The following is a 14,109-nucleotide window of genomic DNA, read 5'->3' on the forward strand; positions in this document are numbered from 1 at the left end:
ACTTGAGCGGGCCACTCATGGGACTGGAGGCGCGTCATGGGGCGTGCGGTCGGTATCGATCTCGGCACGACGAACTCGGTGGTGGCCGTACTGGAGGGCGGTGAACCCACCGTCGTCGTCAACGCGGAGGGGGCCAGGACCACCCCCTCCGTGGTCGCCTTCGCCAGGACGGCGAACGCGGAAGTGCTCGTGGGAGAGGTCGCCAAGCGGCAGGCCGTCACGAACGTCGAACGCACCGCGCGCTCCGTCAAGCGCCACATGGGGGACGGGAGTTGGCGCTTCCCGGCGAACGGCACCATCGACGGGCACCGCTACAGCGCCCAGGAGCTGTCCGCCCGCGTGCTGCAAAAACTCAAGCGCGACGCCGAGGCCTATCTCGGCGAGGACGTCACCGAAGCCGTCATCACCGTGCCCGCCTACTTCGACGACGCCCAGCGGCAGGCCACCAAGGAGGCCGGCGGGATCGCCGGACTGAAGGTGCTGCGCATCATCAACGAGCCGACCGCCGCCGCCCTCGCCTACGGACTGGACAAGGGCGACGAGCGGACGGTCCTCGTCTTCGACCTCGGCGGCGGCACCTTCGACGTCTCGCTCCTGGAGATGGGCGACGGCGTCATCGAGGTCAAGGCCACCAACGGCGACACCCAGCTGGGCGGCGACGACTGGGACCAGCGCCTCGTCGACCATCTCGTACGGCAGTTCAAGAACGCGTACGGCATCGACCTCGGCGCCGACAAGATGGCCGTGCAGCGGCTGCGCGAGGGTGCCGAGAAGGCCAAGATCGAGCTGTCCTCGTCCAGCGAGACGAATGTGAACCTGCCCTACATCACGGCGTCCGCCGACGGGCCGATGCACCTCGACGAGAAGCTGACCCGCGCCCAGTTCCAGGAACTCACCGCCGACCTGCTCGACCGGTGCAAGAAGCCGTTCCACCAGGCGGTGAAGGACGCGGGCGTCGAGCTGTCCGCCATCGACCACGTGATCCTCGTCGGCGGCTCCACCCGCATGCCCGCCGTCACCGAACTGGTGCGGGAGCTGACCGGCAAGGACCCGCACAAGGGCGTGAACCCCGACGAGGTCGTCGCCGTCGGCGCCACGCTCCAGGCCGGTGTCATCCGGGGCGACGTGAAGGACGTGCTGCTCCTCGACGTGACGCCGCTGTCCCTGGGCATCGAGACCAAGGGCGGCGTCATGACCCGGCTCATCGAGCGCAACACCACCATTCCCACGCGGCGTTCGGAGACCTTCACCACCGCCACCGACAACCAGCCCTCCGTCGGCATCCAGGTCTTCCAGGGCGAGCGCGACATCGCCGCCTACAACAAGAAGCTCGGCGTCTTCGACCTCACCGGGCTGCCGCCCGCGCCGCGCGGTGTGCCGCAGATCGAGGTGACCTTCGACATCGACGCCGACGGGATCATGCACGTATCGGCGAAGGACCTCGCGACCGGGCGCGAACAGAAGATGACCGTGACCGGGGGATCGGCCCTGCCCAAGGACGAGATCGACCGGATGATGCGGGAGGCCGAGGCGCACGCCGACGAGGACCGCAAGCGCCGGGAGGCGGCCGAGACGCGCAACGAGGCCGAGCAGCTCGTCTACCAGACGGAGCGGTTCCTGCGGGACAACGCCGAGCGGGTTCCTCCGGAGGTTCGGGGGGAGGTGGACGCGGCCGTCGAGGAGTTGAAGGGGACCTTGGCCGCCGAGCCGCCGGACACCACTGCCCTCCGGGACGGGGTGCGGAAGCTGGCCACCGTCAGTCAGAAGGTGGGGCAGGCCATGTACGCGCAGGCCTCCGGCGGGTCTTCGGAGGAGGGCGCGTCCCGGGCGGACGGGGCATCGGACGATGTGGTCGATGCCGAGATCGTGGACGACGAGAAGGACGAGAAGCGCGACCAAGGGGGTGCCGCCTGAGGTCTCGTCGTCGGGTGCGGACCGTGCGTGGCCGGTCGCGCAGTTCCCCGCGCCCCTGGCGGGGCGCGCACACGCGGCGGTAGCCGCAGATCAGACACAGCCCCGCGCCCCTAGAGCTCCGCTCGCATTTTGCGGAGGAACTCCAGTGTGCGTTCCGCGCTTGCCGCCTGGGCCGCCAAGTGGTCCAGGACCTCCAGGTGCGTGCCGACCTCGTCCCGGGCGTCCAGGTACAGGGCGCCGGTCACGTACTCGCTGTAGACCATGTCGGGCAGTTCGCGGACCGGGAAGCGGAACAGGGAGAACGGGCCGAACGTCGCCGGGTGCGGGCCCGACGCGAACTCGGCTATCTGGAGCGTCACATGGGGGAGCTGGGCCGTCTCGATCAGGCGGTCCAGCTGGTCGCGGAGCAGGTCCGCGCCGCCGGGCGGGCGGCGCAGCGCCGTCTCGTCCATCACGACCCACACATGCGGGGCGTCCTCGCGGGTCAGCAGCGACTGGCGGGCCATCCGCAGCGCCACGTGCCGGTCGATGTCGGCGGGCGTGGAGCGGCCCACCGTGCCGGCGTCGAAGACCGCCCGCGCGTACTCCTCGGTCTGCAACAGGCCCGGCACGAAGTGCGGCTCGTAGGAGCGGATCATCTCGGCCGCGCCCTCGAGGCTGACGTACAGGCTGAACCAGTCCGGCAGGACGTCGTGGTAGCGCTGCCACCAGCCGGGAAGGTTCGCCTCCTCGGCGAGCGCGACGAACGCCTCTATCTCCTGCTCGGGAACCTCGTACAGCTCCAGCAGCATCTGCACGTACGGGATCTTCAGGGAGACCTCGGCAGTCTCCATCCTGCGGATCGTCGCCCCGGTGACGCGCAGCGCCTGGGCCGCCTCGTCGCGCTTGAGCCCTGCCGCTTCCCGCAGGTCGCGCAGGCGTCTTCCGAGGACGACCTGGCCCACGGTGGGTGCGGGCCGTCGTTCACTCACCTCTGAACGCCCCCAAAGAAATTCAGGAATCAGGAGCCGGTGCGCTCCCACCCCCGTCGCTCCGGCCTGGCGGTCAGGCGCCGCGGGTCGCGGCTGCGGTAGACCACGTACGGACGGAACAGGTACTGCACCGGCGCGCTGAACATATGAACGAGCCGGGTGAACGGTACCAGCGCGATCAGTGACATGCCCACTACTGCGTGAATCTGATAGAGCACCGGAACGCCGTGCATCAGATCGATGTCGGGGCTGAGTGTGAACAGGCTGCGGGACCACGGTCCGATGGACTCGCGGTAGTTGTATCCGTTGCCCGAGGCGTGGGTGAGCTTGGCGGTCATGCCGAGCACGATGGCGGCGAGCAGCACGAGGTACATGAGCTTGTCGTTGCGCGTGGTGGCCTTGAACACGGGCGCCTTGAAGCGGCGCCGGAACAGCAGCATGAAGATCCCGCAGACCGTCAGGACCCCGGCGAACGTGCCGCCGATCAGCGAGAACATGTGGTACGTGTGCTCGCTGACGCCCACCTTCTCCGTCCACGACATCGGGATGAACAGGCCGACGAGATGGCCGGCGAGGACGAAGAGGATGCCGTAGTGGAAGACGGGCGAGGCGATGTTGAGCAGCTTCGACTCGTAGACCTGGGACGAGCGCGTCGTCCAGCCGAACTTGTCGTAGCGGTAGCGCCAGATCGTGCCCACGACGAGCAGGACGACGGCGACGTAGGGCAGGACGCCCCAGATGAGCGTGGTCACGGGGCGTGCTCCTTCACCATCAGCGGCAGGGTCGCGAAGGGCTCCAGGCCCACCTCTTCGCGGGGCGGACCCGAGCGGGCGAGCGCGAGCGCCGCCGCCCGGTCCTTGGGGGAGGCGCCCGGCAGCGCCCGGCACACCGCGTTCAGCACGGTCGCGTACGGGGTGCCGTGCTCGGTGAGGGCCAGGCGCAGCAGCTCGATGCCGCTGCGGTGGTCCTCCAGGAGGAACGAACCGGCCTGCGCGGAGAATTCGAGGACCGCGGGCAGGTAGTCGGGGAGCTCCTCGCCGGTGAACTCCAGGCCGTGCTCGCGGTAGATCTCCTTCATCTCCACCAGCGACATCCCGCGCCTGCGGGTGTCGCCGTCGCGCCACCACGTGAGGTAGAGGCTGTGCCGGTTCTTGAAGTCGAAGACCTGGACGTAGTGCGCTGCCAGGTCCTGGAGCGCGGTGGCCTCGGCGTGGTCGACGAACGGCGCGAGCTCCGGGGCGGCGGCGCGCACCAGTGGCAGCCGCTCGTACAGCTCCTCGTCCGGATACGTCAGACAGAGCGCGGCGGCCTGGAACAGCAGGGAGGTCCGGTCGGTCATCAGGTCTCCTCCGGGTCGTCGGCGGTCTGGCGGCGCTTGGTGAGGTGGAAGCTCTCCACGGAGACGACGGGCAGCAGCTTGCGGCCGCCGGTCGTGGACCCCGAGTCGGCGCCGAAGGGGCCCTCGCCGCCCATGCCGGGCCCGTCCTCGTAGTCGAGCGAGCAGGAGTCCGGCAGAGCGGACTCCTCCAGGCGCTGGGCGTCGCCGACGGCCGCGGTCGGGATGACGTAGCGGTCCTCGTACTTGGCGATCGCGAGGAGGCGGTACATCTCCTCGATCTCGACCGCCGACATGCCCACCTGCTCGGAGATCGCCGGGTCGGGCCGGTCGCCGAGGTTGATGGCCCGCATGTGGGAGCGCATCGCCGCCAGCTTCTCCAGGGAGGAGCGGACGGGCGCCACATCACCGGCGGTGAAGATCTCCGCCAGGTATTCGAGGGGGATGCGCAGGGTGTCGATGGCGCCGAACAGGTTCGCCACGTCCTCCCCGTCGTGACCGGTCTCGGTGAGCGCGTCGACGACGGGGGAGAGCGGTGGGATGTACCAGACCATCGGCATCGTCCGGTACTCCGGATGCAGCGGCAGCGCCACCTTGTACTTGCTGATCAGCGCGTGCACCGGCGAGCGGCGGGCCGCCTCGATCCAGTCGTAAGGGATGTCCGCCTGCTCGGCCGCGCGCCGCACCTCCGGATCCTCCGGATCGAGGAAGACACCCAACTGCGCCTCGTACAGGGCGTGGTCGTCCTTGGTCTGGGCCGCCTCGGTCACCTTGTCGGCGTCGTAGAGGATGACGCCCAGGTAGCGCAGCCGGCCCACGCACGTCTCGGAGCAGACCGTCGGCAGGCCGACCTCCAGGCGGGGATAGCACATCGTGCACTTCTCGGCCTTGCCGGTGCGGTGGTTGAAGTACACCTTCTTGTACGGGCATCCCGTCACGCACATCCGCCAGCCGCGGCAGCTGTCCTGGTCGACGAGGACGATGCCGTCCTCCTCGCGCTTGTACATCGCGCCCGACGGGCAGGACGCCACGCACGACGGGTTCAGGCAGTGCTCACAGATCCGCGGCAGATAGAACATGAAGGTCTGCTCGAACGCGAACTTCACCTTGTCGGCGGCCTGTTGGCGGGTCTTCTCCACCATCGGGTCGAGGTCGCCGTACTGCGTCGCGCCGCCCAGGTTGTCGTCCCAGTTCGAGGACCACTCGATCTTCATCGGCTTGCCGGTGATCTGCGAGCGGGGCTGCGCCACCGGATAGTCGTCGCCGAGCGGGGCGTCGGTGAGGTTCTTGTAGTCGTACGTCCAGGGCTCGTAGTAGTCCTTGATCTCCGGCAGCCTGGGGTTGGAGAAGATGCCGAGCAGCTTCTTGAAGCGGCCGCCGCCCTTCAGTTGCAGGGCGCCCTTCTTGTTCAGCTCCCAGCCGCCGCGCCACTTCTCCTGGTCCTCGTAGCGGCGCGGATAGCCCTGCCCGGGGCGGGTCTCGACGTTGTTGAACCAGACGTATTCCATGCCGTTGCGGTTGGTCCACGCCTGCTTGCAGGTGACCGAGCAGGTGTGGCAGCCGATGCACTTGTCGAGGTTCATCACCATTGCGATCTGGGCCATGATGCGCATGCTCAGTACTCCACCTTCTGGCTGCGGCGGCGGATGACCGTCACCTCGTCGCGCTGGTTGCCCGTCGGGCCGAGGTAGTTGAACGCCCACGACAACTGGGCGTAACCGCCGATGAGATGGGACGGCTTGAGGATCAGCCGGGTGAGCGAGTTGTGGATGCCGCCGCGCTTGCCGGTCGCCTCGGCCTTCGGCACGTTGACCGTGCGTTCCTGCGCGTGGTGCATGTAGACCGTGCCGGCCGGCATCCGGTGCGAGACGATCGCGCGGGCCACGACGACACCGTTCCTGTTGACCGCCTCGATCCAGTCGTTGTCCTTCACGCCGATCGACTCCGCGTCCTGCGGGGCCATCCAGATCGACTGGCCGCCGCGGGACAGCGCCAGCATGAAGAGGTTGTCCTGGTACTCGGAGTGGATCGACCACTTGTTGTGCGGCGTGAGGTAACGGACCGTCACTTCCTTCTCGCCGTCGGGGCCGAGGTTCGGCTCGCCGAAGAGCCGGTTCATGTCGAGCGGCGGCCGGTAGACGGGCAGCGCCTCGCCCAGCTCGTGCATCCAGTCGTGGTCGATGAAGAAGTGCTGGCGTCCGGTGAGGGTGTGCCAGGGCTTCAGATGCTCGGTGTTGAGGGTGAACGCGGTGTAGCGGCGCCCGCCCGACTCGCTGCCCGACCACTCCGGCGAGGTGATCACCGGCACCGGGGCGGCCTGCGTGTCCGCGTACGTGACGCGCTTGCCCTCGTGCTCGGCGGCCAGGTGCGCCATCTCCTGCCCGGTACGGGCTTCGAGGGTGTGGAAACCCTGGGTGGCCAGCCGCCCGTTGGTGGTGCCGGACAGCGCCAGGATCGTGTTCGCCGCCTTGACCGCCGTGTCGAGCAGCGGGCGGCCGTCGGCGACCCCGCCGCGCACCACGCCGTTGCGCTCGCGCAGCTCCTCGACCTCCTGGTCGGGCTTGAGGGTGATGCCCTTGGCGGGCAGCCCGAGCTTCTCGACGAGCGGGCCCAGCGAGCCGAACTTCGCGCCGATCGCCGTGTAGTCCCGCTCGACGACGACGAGGTTCGGCAGCGTCTTGCCGGGCACCGGCTCGCACTCGCCCTTGCGCCAGTCCAGGACGACCCCGCCGGGCTGCGCGATCTCACCGGGAGTGTCGTGCTGGAGCGGCGCCGCCACCAGGTCCTTGCGCGTGTCCAGATGGCCCGCGGCCAGCGTGCTGAGCCTCTCCGCGAGCGCCTTGAACGTGTCGAAGTCGGTGCGGGCCTGCCACGGCGGGTCCACGGCCGGGGTGAACGAGTGCACGTAGGGGTGCATGTCCGTGGACGACAGGTCGTGTTTCTCGTACCAGGTCGCGGCGGGCAGTACGACATCGGAAAGGAGCGTCGACGACGTCTGGCGGAAGTCGAGGGAGAGCAGCAGGTCGAGCTTGCCCTCCGGTGCCTCGTCCCGCCAGGTCACCGTCGTGGGCCGCTCCTCGGGCGAGGCCTCCTCGGCGCGCAGGGAGGAGTGGGTGCCGAGGAGGTGCTTGGTGAAGTACTCGGCGCCCTTCGCGGACGAGCCGAGCAGATTGGCCCGCCACAGGGTCAGCACGCGCGGCCAGTTCTCCGGCGCGTCCGGATCCTCACAGGCGAACTTGAGGCTGCCCGCCTTGAGTTCGGCCACGGTGTCCTCGACGCTCTGCTCACCGAGGTCCAGCGAGTTGCGGTCGAACGTCGGATACGACGGCATCCAGCCCGAACGGGCCGACAGGGAAAGGCAGTCGGCGCCCGTCATCCCCTCGAAGGCACCCTTGCCGAGCGGTGAGGCGAGCACGTCCGCGCCGAACTTGTCGTAGCGCCACTGGTCGGTGTTGAGGAACCAGTACGCGGCGCCGATCATCTGCCGCGGCGGCCGCGACCAGTCGTTGGCGGACGCCAGCGAGGCCCAGCCCGTCACCGGACGGCACTTCTCCTGACCCACGTAGTGCGCCCAGCCGCCGCCGTTCCTGCCCTGGCAGCCGGTGAGCTGGAGCAGCGCGAGGAAGCCGCGGTAGATGGTCTCCGAGTGGAACCAGTGATTGGTTCCGGCGCCCATGAGGATCATGCAGCGCCCGCGCGACTTCTCCGCGGTCTGCGCGAACTCCCGGGCGATCTTCACGCACTTCGAGGCGGGCACCGAGGTGTGCGCCTCCTGCCAGCCGGGCGTGCCGGGGGACTCCCCGTCCTCGTACGACGACGGCCACTGGCCCGGCAGTCCCTCGCGCCCCACGCCGTACTGGGCGAGCAGCAGGTCGAAGACGGTGGTGACCAGCGGGCCGCCCTGGCCGCCGAGCCGGGTCGCGGGCACCCCGCGCCGCACGGTGTCGCCGCGGCCCTGCCCGTGCGTGCCGCCGTCGGTGTCGAAGCGCGGCAGCAGCACCTCGACACCGCTCGCGACATCGCTGCCGTGCAGGGTCAACTGCGGCTTGATGTTGCCCAGTTCGAGATTCCACTTGCCCGCGCCCGACTCGGTCCAGCGGAAGCCGAGCGAACCGTTCGGGACGGCCGGCTGCCCGGTCGCCTCGTCGAGCACCGCCGTCTTCCACTCGGCGCCCTCGCCGCCCTGACCGAGGTCGGCGGCGCGCAGGAACTTCGACGGGACGAACGCCCCGTCGCGCTCGTCCAGCGTCACCAGGAACGGCAGGTCGGTGAACTTCTTGACGTAGTCCGTGAAGAACGGCGTCTCACGGTCGACGAAGAACTCCTTGAGGATCACGTGCCCCATGGCCAGCGCGAGCGCCCCGTCGGTCCCCGGGTGCGGGTGCAGCCACTCGTCGGCGAACTTGGCGTTGTCCGCGTAGTCCGGCGCGACGACCACGACCTTCTGGCCGCGGTAGCGGGCCTCGGCCATCCAGTGCGCGTCCGGGGTCCGGGTCACCGGGACGTTCGAGCCCCACATCATCAGATAGGCCGCGTCCCACCAGTCACCCGACTCCGGGACGTCCGTCTGGTCGCCGAACACCTGCGGAGAGGCGACGGGCAGATCCGCGTACCAGTCGTAGAACGACAGCATCGGCGCGCCGATCAGCGACATGAACCGGGCACCCGCCGCGTGCGACACCATCGACATCGCGGGGATGGGGGAGAAACCGGCGACGCGGTCGGGCCCGTACGTCTTGATGGTGTGGACGTGCGCGGCGGCGACGATCTCGACGGCCTCGTCCCACGTGGCCCGCACCAGGCCGCCCTTGCCGCGCGCCTGCTGGTACCTGCGGCGCCGCTCGGGGTCCCCCTGGATGTCCGCCCACGCGAGGACGGGGTCCTTCAGCCGGGCCTTCGCCTCCCGGTACAGCTCCAGGAGCACGCCCCTGATGTACGGGTAGCGCACGCGCGTCGGCGAGTACGTGTACCAGGAGAACGCCGCCCCGCGCGGACAGCCGCGCGGCTCGTACTCGGGACGGTCGGGGCCCACGCTCGGATAGTCCGTCTGCTGGGTCTCCCACGTGATGATGCCGTCCTTGACGTACACCTTCCACCGGCACGAACCGGTGCAGTTCACGCCGTGCGTGGAGTTCACGACCTTGTCGTGGCTCCACCGGTCCCGGTAGAAGACGTCCCCGTCCCTGCCGCCCTTGATCCGCACACTGTGCAGGTCCTCGGCGGCCTTGCCACGCCGGAAGAACCGGCCGGCCTTCAGCAGCGCCGCGTCCGGCTCGGCCGGGGCGCCCGTCGTGTCAGTCACCGTCTGCTCCCTCGGTATCCGTCCCTGGCAACGTAGGGGCGGGGCGACAAGAGCACATGTCGTAAGGGCCGTACGGGTGCCCGGTGCGGGTCAATCAGGACCGGGTGGCGCACTCCCGCAGCACGGACAGCGCGGCGGCGAGCGTCGCGCGGTCGTGGCCGAACGGCAGCCGCAGCCGGTCGCGGAAGCCGTCCACCGCAGAGAACGCCGAGCCCGGGACCACCGCGACACCCCGGCGCCGGGCCAGCTGGGCGAGGGCCTCGGTGTCCGCGCCGGGGACCCGCACCCACAGGGCAGGGCCGCCCGCGGGCGGGTCCCACTCCCAGTCGGGGGCCAGGCCGCGCAGCAGCTCGCCGGCCGTGGCCAGGCCGGCGCGCAGGTCCGCGCGGCGCTCCGCCCGCGCCTCGGGGAGCCGGTCGAGCAGCCGCACCGCGAGGAGCTGGTCGAGGACCGGGCAGGACAGGTCGACCGATTTCTTGATGCCGCCCAGGCGGGCGATCGCGGGGGCCGGCGCCCGCACCCAGCCGATGCGCAGACCGCCCCAGAAGAGCTTCGAGAACGTCCCGATCGTGTACGCGGACGAGGGCAGCGGGACCGGGGGCGGCGCGGTGTCGGAGGCCAGGGTCAGTTCGGCGCAGGAGCTGTCCTCGACGGTGACCTGTCCGGCCTCCGCGAGCGCCGTCGCCCAGCCGCGGCGGGCCGCGCTGTCCAGCGTGCGCCCCGTCGGGTTGTGCACCGAGGGCTGGAGATAGACGAGGCGCGGCCGCACGCTCGTGCCGAGCAGGGCGCGCAGGCCCGCCACGTCCGCGCCGTCCGGACCCGCACCCGGACGGTCGCCGCCCACCGGCACGATCCGCGCGCCGCGCGAACGCAGGGCCTCCAGCGCGCCCCGGTAGGTGGGGTTCTCGACGACGACGGTGTCGCCGGGCTCCACCAGCGCCTGCGCGATCAGCCACACCGCCTGCTGGGACCCCGACGTGACGAGGATCTGTTCGGCCGTCGTGGGCAGCCCGGCCGCGCGGTAGTAGGCGGCGATGCCCTCGCGCAGCACCGGCAGGCCGTGGGGGTGGTAGCCGTCCGTGGCGAGCGGGCCCGCCAGATCGGCCGGTCCCAGCGAGCCGAAGGCCTCCGCCACCACCCGCAGCCCCGGCAGCGCCCCGCTCGACAGGTCCAGCGGCGCGGAGCGGGAGTCGAAGCTCGCCAGCCGCCCCTCGCCCCCGCCGGTGCCCGCCGGACCCGGGCCGCGCAGCCGGGAGCCGCTGCCACGGCGGCTCTCCAGCCGGCCCGCGCTCTCCAGACGCGTGTACGCCGACGTGACCGTGGAGCGGCTGACGCCGAGCACCGCGGCCAGTTCACGCTGGGAGGGGAGCACGGTGCCGGTCGGCACGTCGCCGCGCGCGGCCAGCTCGGCGAGCGCGTCGGCCAGCCTGCGCGGCAGCGGGCCCGCGCCGTCCGTGGACCAGCCGGTGAGGAGCCGGGAGAGACGGGAGGCGGTGATACGGCTCATGCCGCCATCTTCGCCCAGCCCCGACCGGGACGCCGCGGAGCCGTGGAGCTGTACCGGGGCGCGGCGCAGGCCAATCCGGCCCCACTGGTCGTTGTCGGACGGCCCGCGCGGGCGCAGGATCGGCGACGCACCGGACAAGAACCGGACATGAAGGGGTGTGAGCGGGCGATGGCGACCGTGGCGCTGGTCGGGACACTGGACACGAAGGGCACCGAGTACGCGTGGCTGCGCGAGCGGCTGCGAGAACACGGCTGCGAGGTCGTCCTCGTCGACGTCGGAGTACTGGAACCACCGGGCGACGCGCCCGACGCCGATGTCCCCGCCGACATCGTGGCGCGGGCCGCCGGACACGATCTGGCCGCGCTGCGGGCGGCCGGGGACCGGGGCGCCGCCGTCGCCGCCATGGCCGAGGGGGCCGCCGAGGTCGTCGGCGAGATGCACCGCACCGGAGTGCTGCACGCCGTGCTCGCCGCCGCGGGGAGCGGGGGCTCGTCCATCGCCGCGCAGGCGATGCGCGCCCTGCCCATCGGCGTACCGAAACTCCTGGTCAGCACGATGGCGGGCGGGGACGTCGCCCCGTACGTCGACAGCAGCGACCTCACGCTGATGTACAGCGTCGTCGACATCGCGGGCATCAACTCCGTGTCGCGGCGCGTGCTGGGCAACGCCGTCGCGGGCATGGCCGCCGCGTACGAGAAGGAGACGACCGACGGCGCCGGGCGCAAGGTCGTCGCGGCGACCATGTTCGGCGTCACCACGCCCGCCATCGACGCCGCCCGGGCCCGGCTCACCGCGCTCGGCTACGAAGTCCTCGTCTTCCACGCCACCGGAGCGGGCGGCCGCGCCGTCGAGAAGCTCGCCGCCGACGGCCTGCTCGACGGCGTCCTGGACCTGACCACCACCGAACTCGCCGACGAACTCGTGGGCGGGGTGCTCAGCGCGGGACCCGACCGGCTCACCGCCGCGGGCGCCGCGGGCGTGCCGCAGGTCATCGCGCCCGGCGCCCTCGACATGGTCAACTTCGGCCCCGAGGCCACCGTCCCGGCCCGCTTCGCGGACCGCAGGCTCCTCGTGCACAACCCCACCGTCACCCTGATGCGCACGACGCGCGACGAGATGCGCGCGCTCGGCACCGAGCTGGGGCGCAAGTCGGGCGAGGCCGCCGGGCCCGCCGAGGTGTTCTGGCCGCTGCGCGGCGTCTCCGCCGTCGATGTCGCGGGCGGCCCCTTCGAGGACGCCGCCGCCGACGCCGCGGGCCTGGCCGCCGTACGGGCGACGGGTGTCCGCCTGCACGAGATCGACGCCCACATCAACGACCCCGCGTTCGCCGTCGCCATGGCGGACCGGCTGCACGCCCTCATCACCCCCACGGGAGACCCGGCATGAACCGCAAGGAAGCCCTCGACCGCCTCACCGCCCAGGTCGCCGCGGGCCGCCCGATCGTGGGCGCCGGCGCGGGCACCGGCCTGTCCGCCAAGTGCGCCGAGGCCGGCGGCGTCGACCTCCTGATCATCTACAACTCGGGCCGCTACCGGATGGCGGGCCGCGGCTCCCTCGCCGGGCTCCTGCCGTACGGCGACGCCAACGCGATCGTCGTCGACATGGCCCGCGAGGTACTGCCCGTCGTCCGGGACACCCCGGTGCTCGCCGGGGTCTGCGGCACCGACCCGTTCCGTCAAATGGGCCTGTTCCTCGACGAGTTGAAGGCCATGGGCTTCACCGGCGTGCAGAACTTCCCGACGGTCGGCCTCTACGACGGCACGTTCCGCGTCAACCTGGAGGAGACCGGCATGGGGTACGGCCTGGAGGTCGACATGGTGCGGGCCGCCCACGCGCGCGACCTGCTCACCGCGCCGTACGTCTTCGACCGGGACCAGGCCGCCGACATGGCCCGCGCCGGAGCCGACGTCCTCGTCCCGCACGTCGGCCTCACGACCAAGGGAGCCATCGGCGCGGGCACCGCCCTGACCCTCGATCAGGCGGCCGCCGCCGTGCAGGAGATGCACGACGCGGCGAAGCGTGTGAACCCCGACGTCCTCGTGCTGTGCCACGGCGGACCGATCGCCGAACCCGAGGACGCCCAGTACGTGCTCGACCGCACCACCGGCGTCGTCGGCTTCTTCGGCGCCTCCTCCGTGGAGCGGCTGCCCACCGAACGGGCGATCGTCGCCCAGACGGAGGCGTTCAAGGACATGCGACTCAACTAGCGTTTCTCTGGAGGTACTTGACCGTCGCCGGATCGGCCGGGAGCAGCGTCTCGACAGCCAGCTCGGCGACGGTCACGTCCATCGGGGTGTTGAACGTCGAGATGGACGACACGAACGACAGCACGTGCCCGTCGTGCTCGATGACCATCGGCAGCGCGAAGTACGGCACGTCGTCGGCCGGTTCGGGGTCGTCGTCCCGCTCCGGCACCGGATAGGCGGCCACCTCGTCGTACAGCGCGCGCAGCGCCGAGGATCTGGCCAGCGCGATCTGCCGCTCCATCTGGGCCAGCAGATGCCCGCGCCACGCGCGCAGGTTCCGGATCCGCGGCGCCAGCCCCTCCGGGTGGAGCGTGAGCCGCATCGCGTTCAACGGCTCGGCCGTCAGCAGGTGTTCGGGCAGCGACTCCATCAGCAGCGCGATCCCGCGGTTCGCCGCGACCACGTTGTACGTCGCGTCCACGATCAGCGCCGGATAGGGCTCGTAGCCGCGCAGCAACTGGTCGAGCCCCGCGCGCAGCGCACCGAGCGACGGATCGTCGAGGGACGTCTCGGCGAAGCGCGGGGCGTAGCCGGCCGCCAGCAGCAGCGCGTTGCGCTCCCGCACGGGGACGTCCAGGTGCTCGGCGAGGCGGAGCAGGAACTCCTCGCTGGGGCGCGAGCGGCCCGTCTCCACGAAGCTGATGTGCCGCGCGGAGGAGTCGGCGCGCAGCGCCAGGTCCAGCTGGCTGACCCGCCGCCGCTCCCGCCAGCCGCGCAGCAGCCGGCCCACTTCGGAGGTGTTCCCGCGCCTCGCCGCCGTCGTCGGGGTCGTCGTTGTCCGGGTCGCCGTCGTCCGGGTCGTCATGAGGAGACCGTAACCGGAAGTGGTGGCA

Annotated in this window: 10 protein-coding genes; 3 read left to right on the forward strand and 7 right to left on the reverse strand. The window is 71.0% G+C overall.

Translation table 11 applies throughout. The annotated features are described in order from the left end of the window. Positions 1-36: 36 nt before the first annotated feature. Entirely contained in the window at positions 37-1,914 is a 1,878-nt protein-coding gene (gene dnaK / locus ACFVDP_RS14520) for a molecular chaperone DnaK (protein ID WP_383488633.1), read from the forward strand. A 110-nt stretch (positions 1,915-2,024) separates the two neighbouring features. On the opposite strand, the gene ACFVDP_RS14525 is transcribed toward dnaK, so the two are convergent. The 6 genes from ACFVDP_RS14525 to ACFVDP_RS14550 all read right to left on the reverse strand — a co-directional run bounded on the left by ACFVDP_RS14525 (position 2,025) and on the right by ACFVDP_RS14550 (position 11,030). Next, entirely contained in the window at positions 2,025-2,885 is an 861-nt protein-coding gene (locus ACFVDP_RS14525; protein ID WP_383488636.1) for a helix-turn-helix domain-containing protein, read from the reverse strand. A 29-nt stretch (positions 2,886-2,914) separates the two neighbouring features. Then, positions 2,915-3,637, reverse strand: a complete 723-nt coding sequence (gene narI / locus ACFVDP_RS14530) for a respiratory nitrate reductase subunit gamma (RefSeq protein ID WP_383488639.1) — start codon at positions 3,635-3,637, stop codon at positions 2,915-2,917. Beyond that, complete coding sequence (narJ, locus tag ACFVDP_RS14535) at positions 3,634-4,224, reverse strand: nitrate reductase molybdenum cofactor assembly chaperone (protein WP_383488642.1); 591 nt, start codon at positions 4,222-4,224, stop codon at positions 3,634-3,636. The genes narI and narJ overlap by 4 nt, the downstream gene beginning before the upstream one ends. Further along, entirely contained in the window at positions 4,224-5,834 is a 1,611-nt protein-coding gene (gene narH, locus ACFVDP_RS14540; protein ID WP_383488645.1) for a nitrate reductase subunit beta, read from the reverse strand. Before narH ends, narJ begins: the two co-directional genes overlap by 1 nt. Before the next feature lie 2 nt (positions 5,835-5,836). Further along, on the reverse strand, positions 5,837-9,523 hold the full coding sequence (locus ACFVDP_RS14545) for a nitrate reductase subunit alpha (RefSeq protein ID WP_383488648.1): 3,687 nt from the start codon (positions 9,521-9,523) through the stop codon (positions 5,837-5,839). A 94-nt stretch (positions 9,524-9,617) separates the two neighbouring features. After that, positions 9,618-11,030: a PLP-dependent aminotransferase family protein gene (locus ACFVDP_RS14550; RefSeq protein WP_383488651.1), complete on the reverse strand. Its 1,413-nt coding sequence runs from the start codon at positions 11,028-11,030 to the stop codon at positions 9,618-9,620. A 168-nt stretch (positions 11,031-11,198) separates the two neighbouring features. Between ACFVDP_RS14550 and ACFVDP_RS14555 the strand changes: the two genes are divergently transcribed. Beyond that, on the forward strand, positions 11,199-12,416 hold the full coding sequence (locus tag ACFVDP_RS14555; RefSeq protein ID WP_383488654.1) for a Tm-1-like ATP-binding domain-containing protein: 1,218 nt from the start codon (positions 11,199-11,201) through the stop codon (positions 12,414-12,416). Then, complete coding sequence (locus ACFVDP_RS14560) at positions 12,413-13,237, forward strand: phosphoenolpyruvate hydrolase family protein (protein ID WP_383488656.1); 825 nt, start codon at positions 12,413-12,415, stop codon at positions 13,235-13,237. Before ACFVDP_RS14555 ends, ACFVDP_RS14560 begins: the two co-directional genes overlap by 4 nt. Here ACFVDP_RS14560 and ACFVDP_RS14565 read toward each other — a convergent pair. Beyond that, positions 13,230-14,081: a helix-turn-helix domain-containing protein gene (locus tag ACFVDP_RS14565; RefSeq protein ID WP_383488659.1), complete on the reverse strand. Its 852-nt coding sequence runs from the start codon at positions 14,079-14,081 to the stop codon at positions 13,230-13,232. The two genes, ACFVDP_RS14560 and ACFVDP_RS14565, sit on opposite strands and share 8 nt — an antisense overlap. Positions 14,082-14,109: the final 28 nt, after the last annotated feature.

It is taken from the genome of Streptomyces sp. NPDC057694 (assembly GCF_042799415.1).
In the GTDB taxonomy this organism is placed as follows: domain Bacteria; phylum Actinomycetota; class Actinomycetes; order Streptomycetales; family Streptomycetaceae; genus Streptomyces.

Bases quoted from the DNA above. Each gene is read 5' to 3' on its own strand.
- dnaK (WP_383488633.1), top strand. From the start codon at position 37: ATGGGGCGTGCGGTCGGTATCGATCTCGGCACGACGAACTCGGTGGTG.
- narJ (WP_383488642.1), bottom strand. From the start codon at position 4,224: ATGACCGACCGGACCTCCCTGCTGTTCCAGGCCGCCGCGCTCTGTCTG.
- narH (WP_383488645.1), bottom strand. From the start codon at position 5,834: ATGCGCATCATGGCCCAGATCGCAATGGTGATGAACCTCGACAAGTGC.
- ACFVDP_RS14550 (WP_383488651.1), bottom strand. From the start codon at position 11,030: ATGAGCCGTATCACCGCCTCCCGTCTCTCCCGGCTCCTCACCGGCTGG.
- ACFVDP_RS14555 (WP_383488654.1), top strand. From the start codon at position 11,199: ATGGCGACCGTGGCGCTGGTCGGGACACTGGACACGAAGGGCACCGAG.
- ACFVDP_RS14560 (WP_383488656.1), top strand. From the start codon at position 12,413: ATGAACCGCAAGGAAGCCCTCGACCGCCTCACCGCCCAGGTCGCCGCG.
- ACFVDP_RS14565 (WP_383488659.1), bottom strand. From the start codon at position 14,081: ATGACGACCCGGACGACGGCGACCCGGACAACGACGACCCCGACGACG.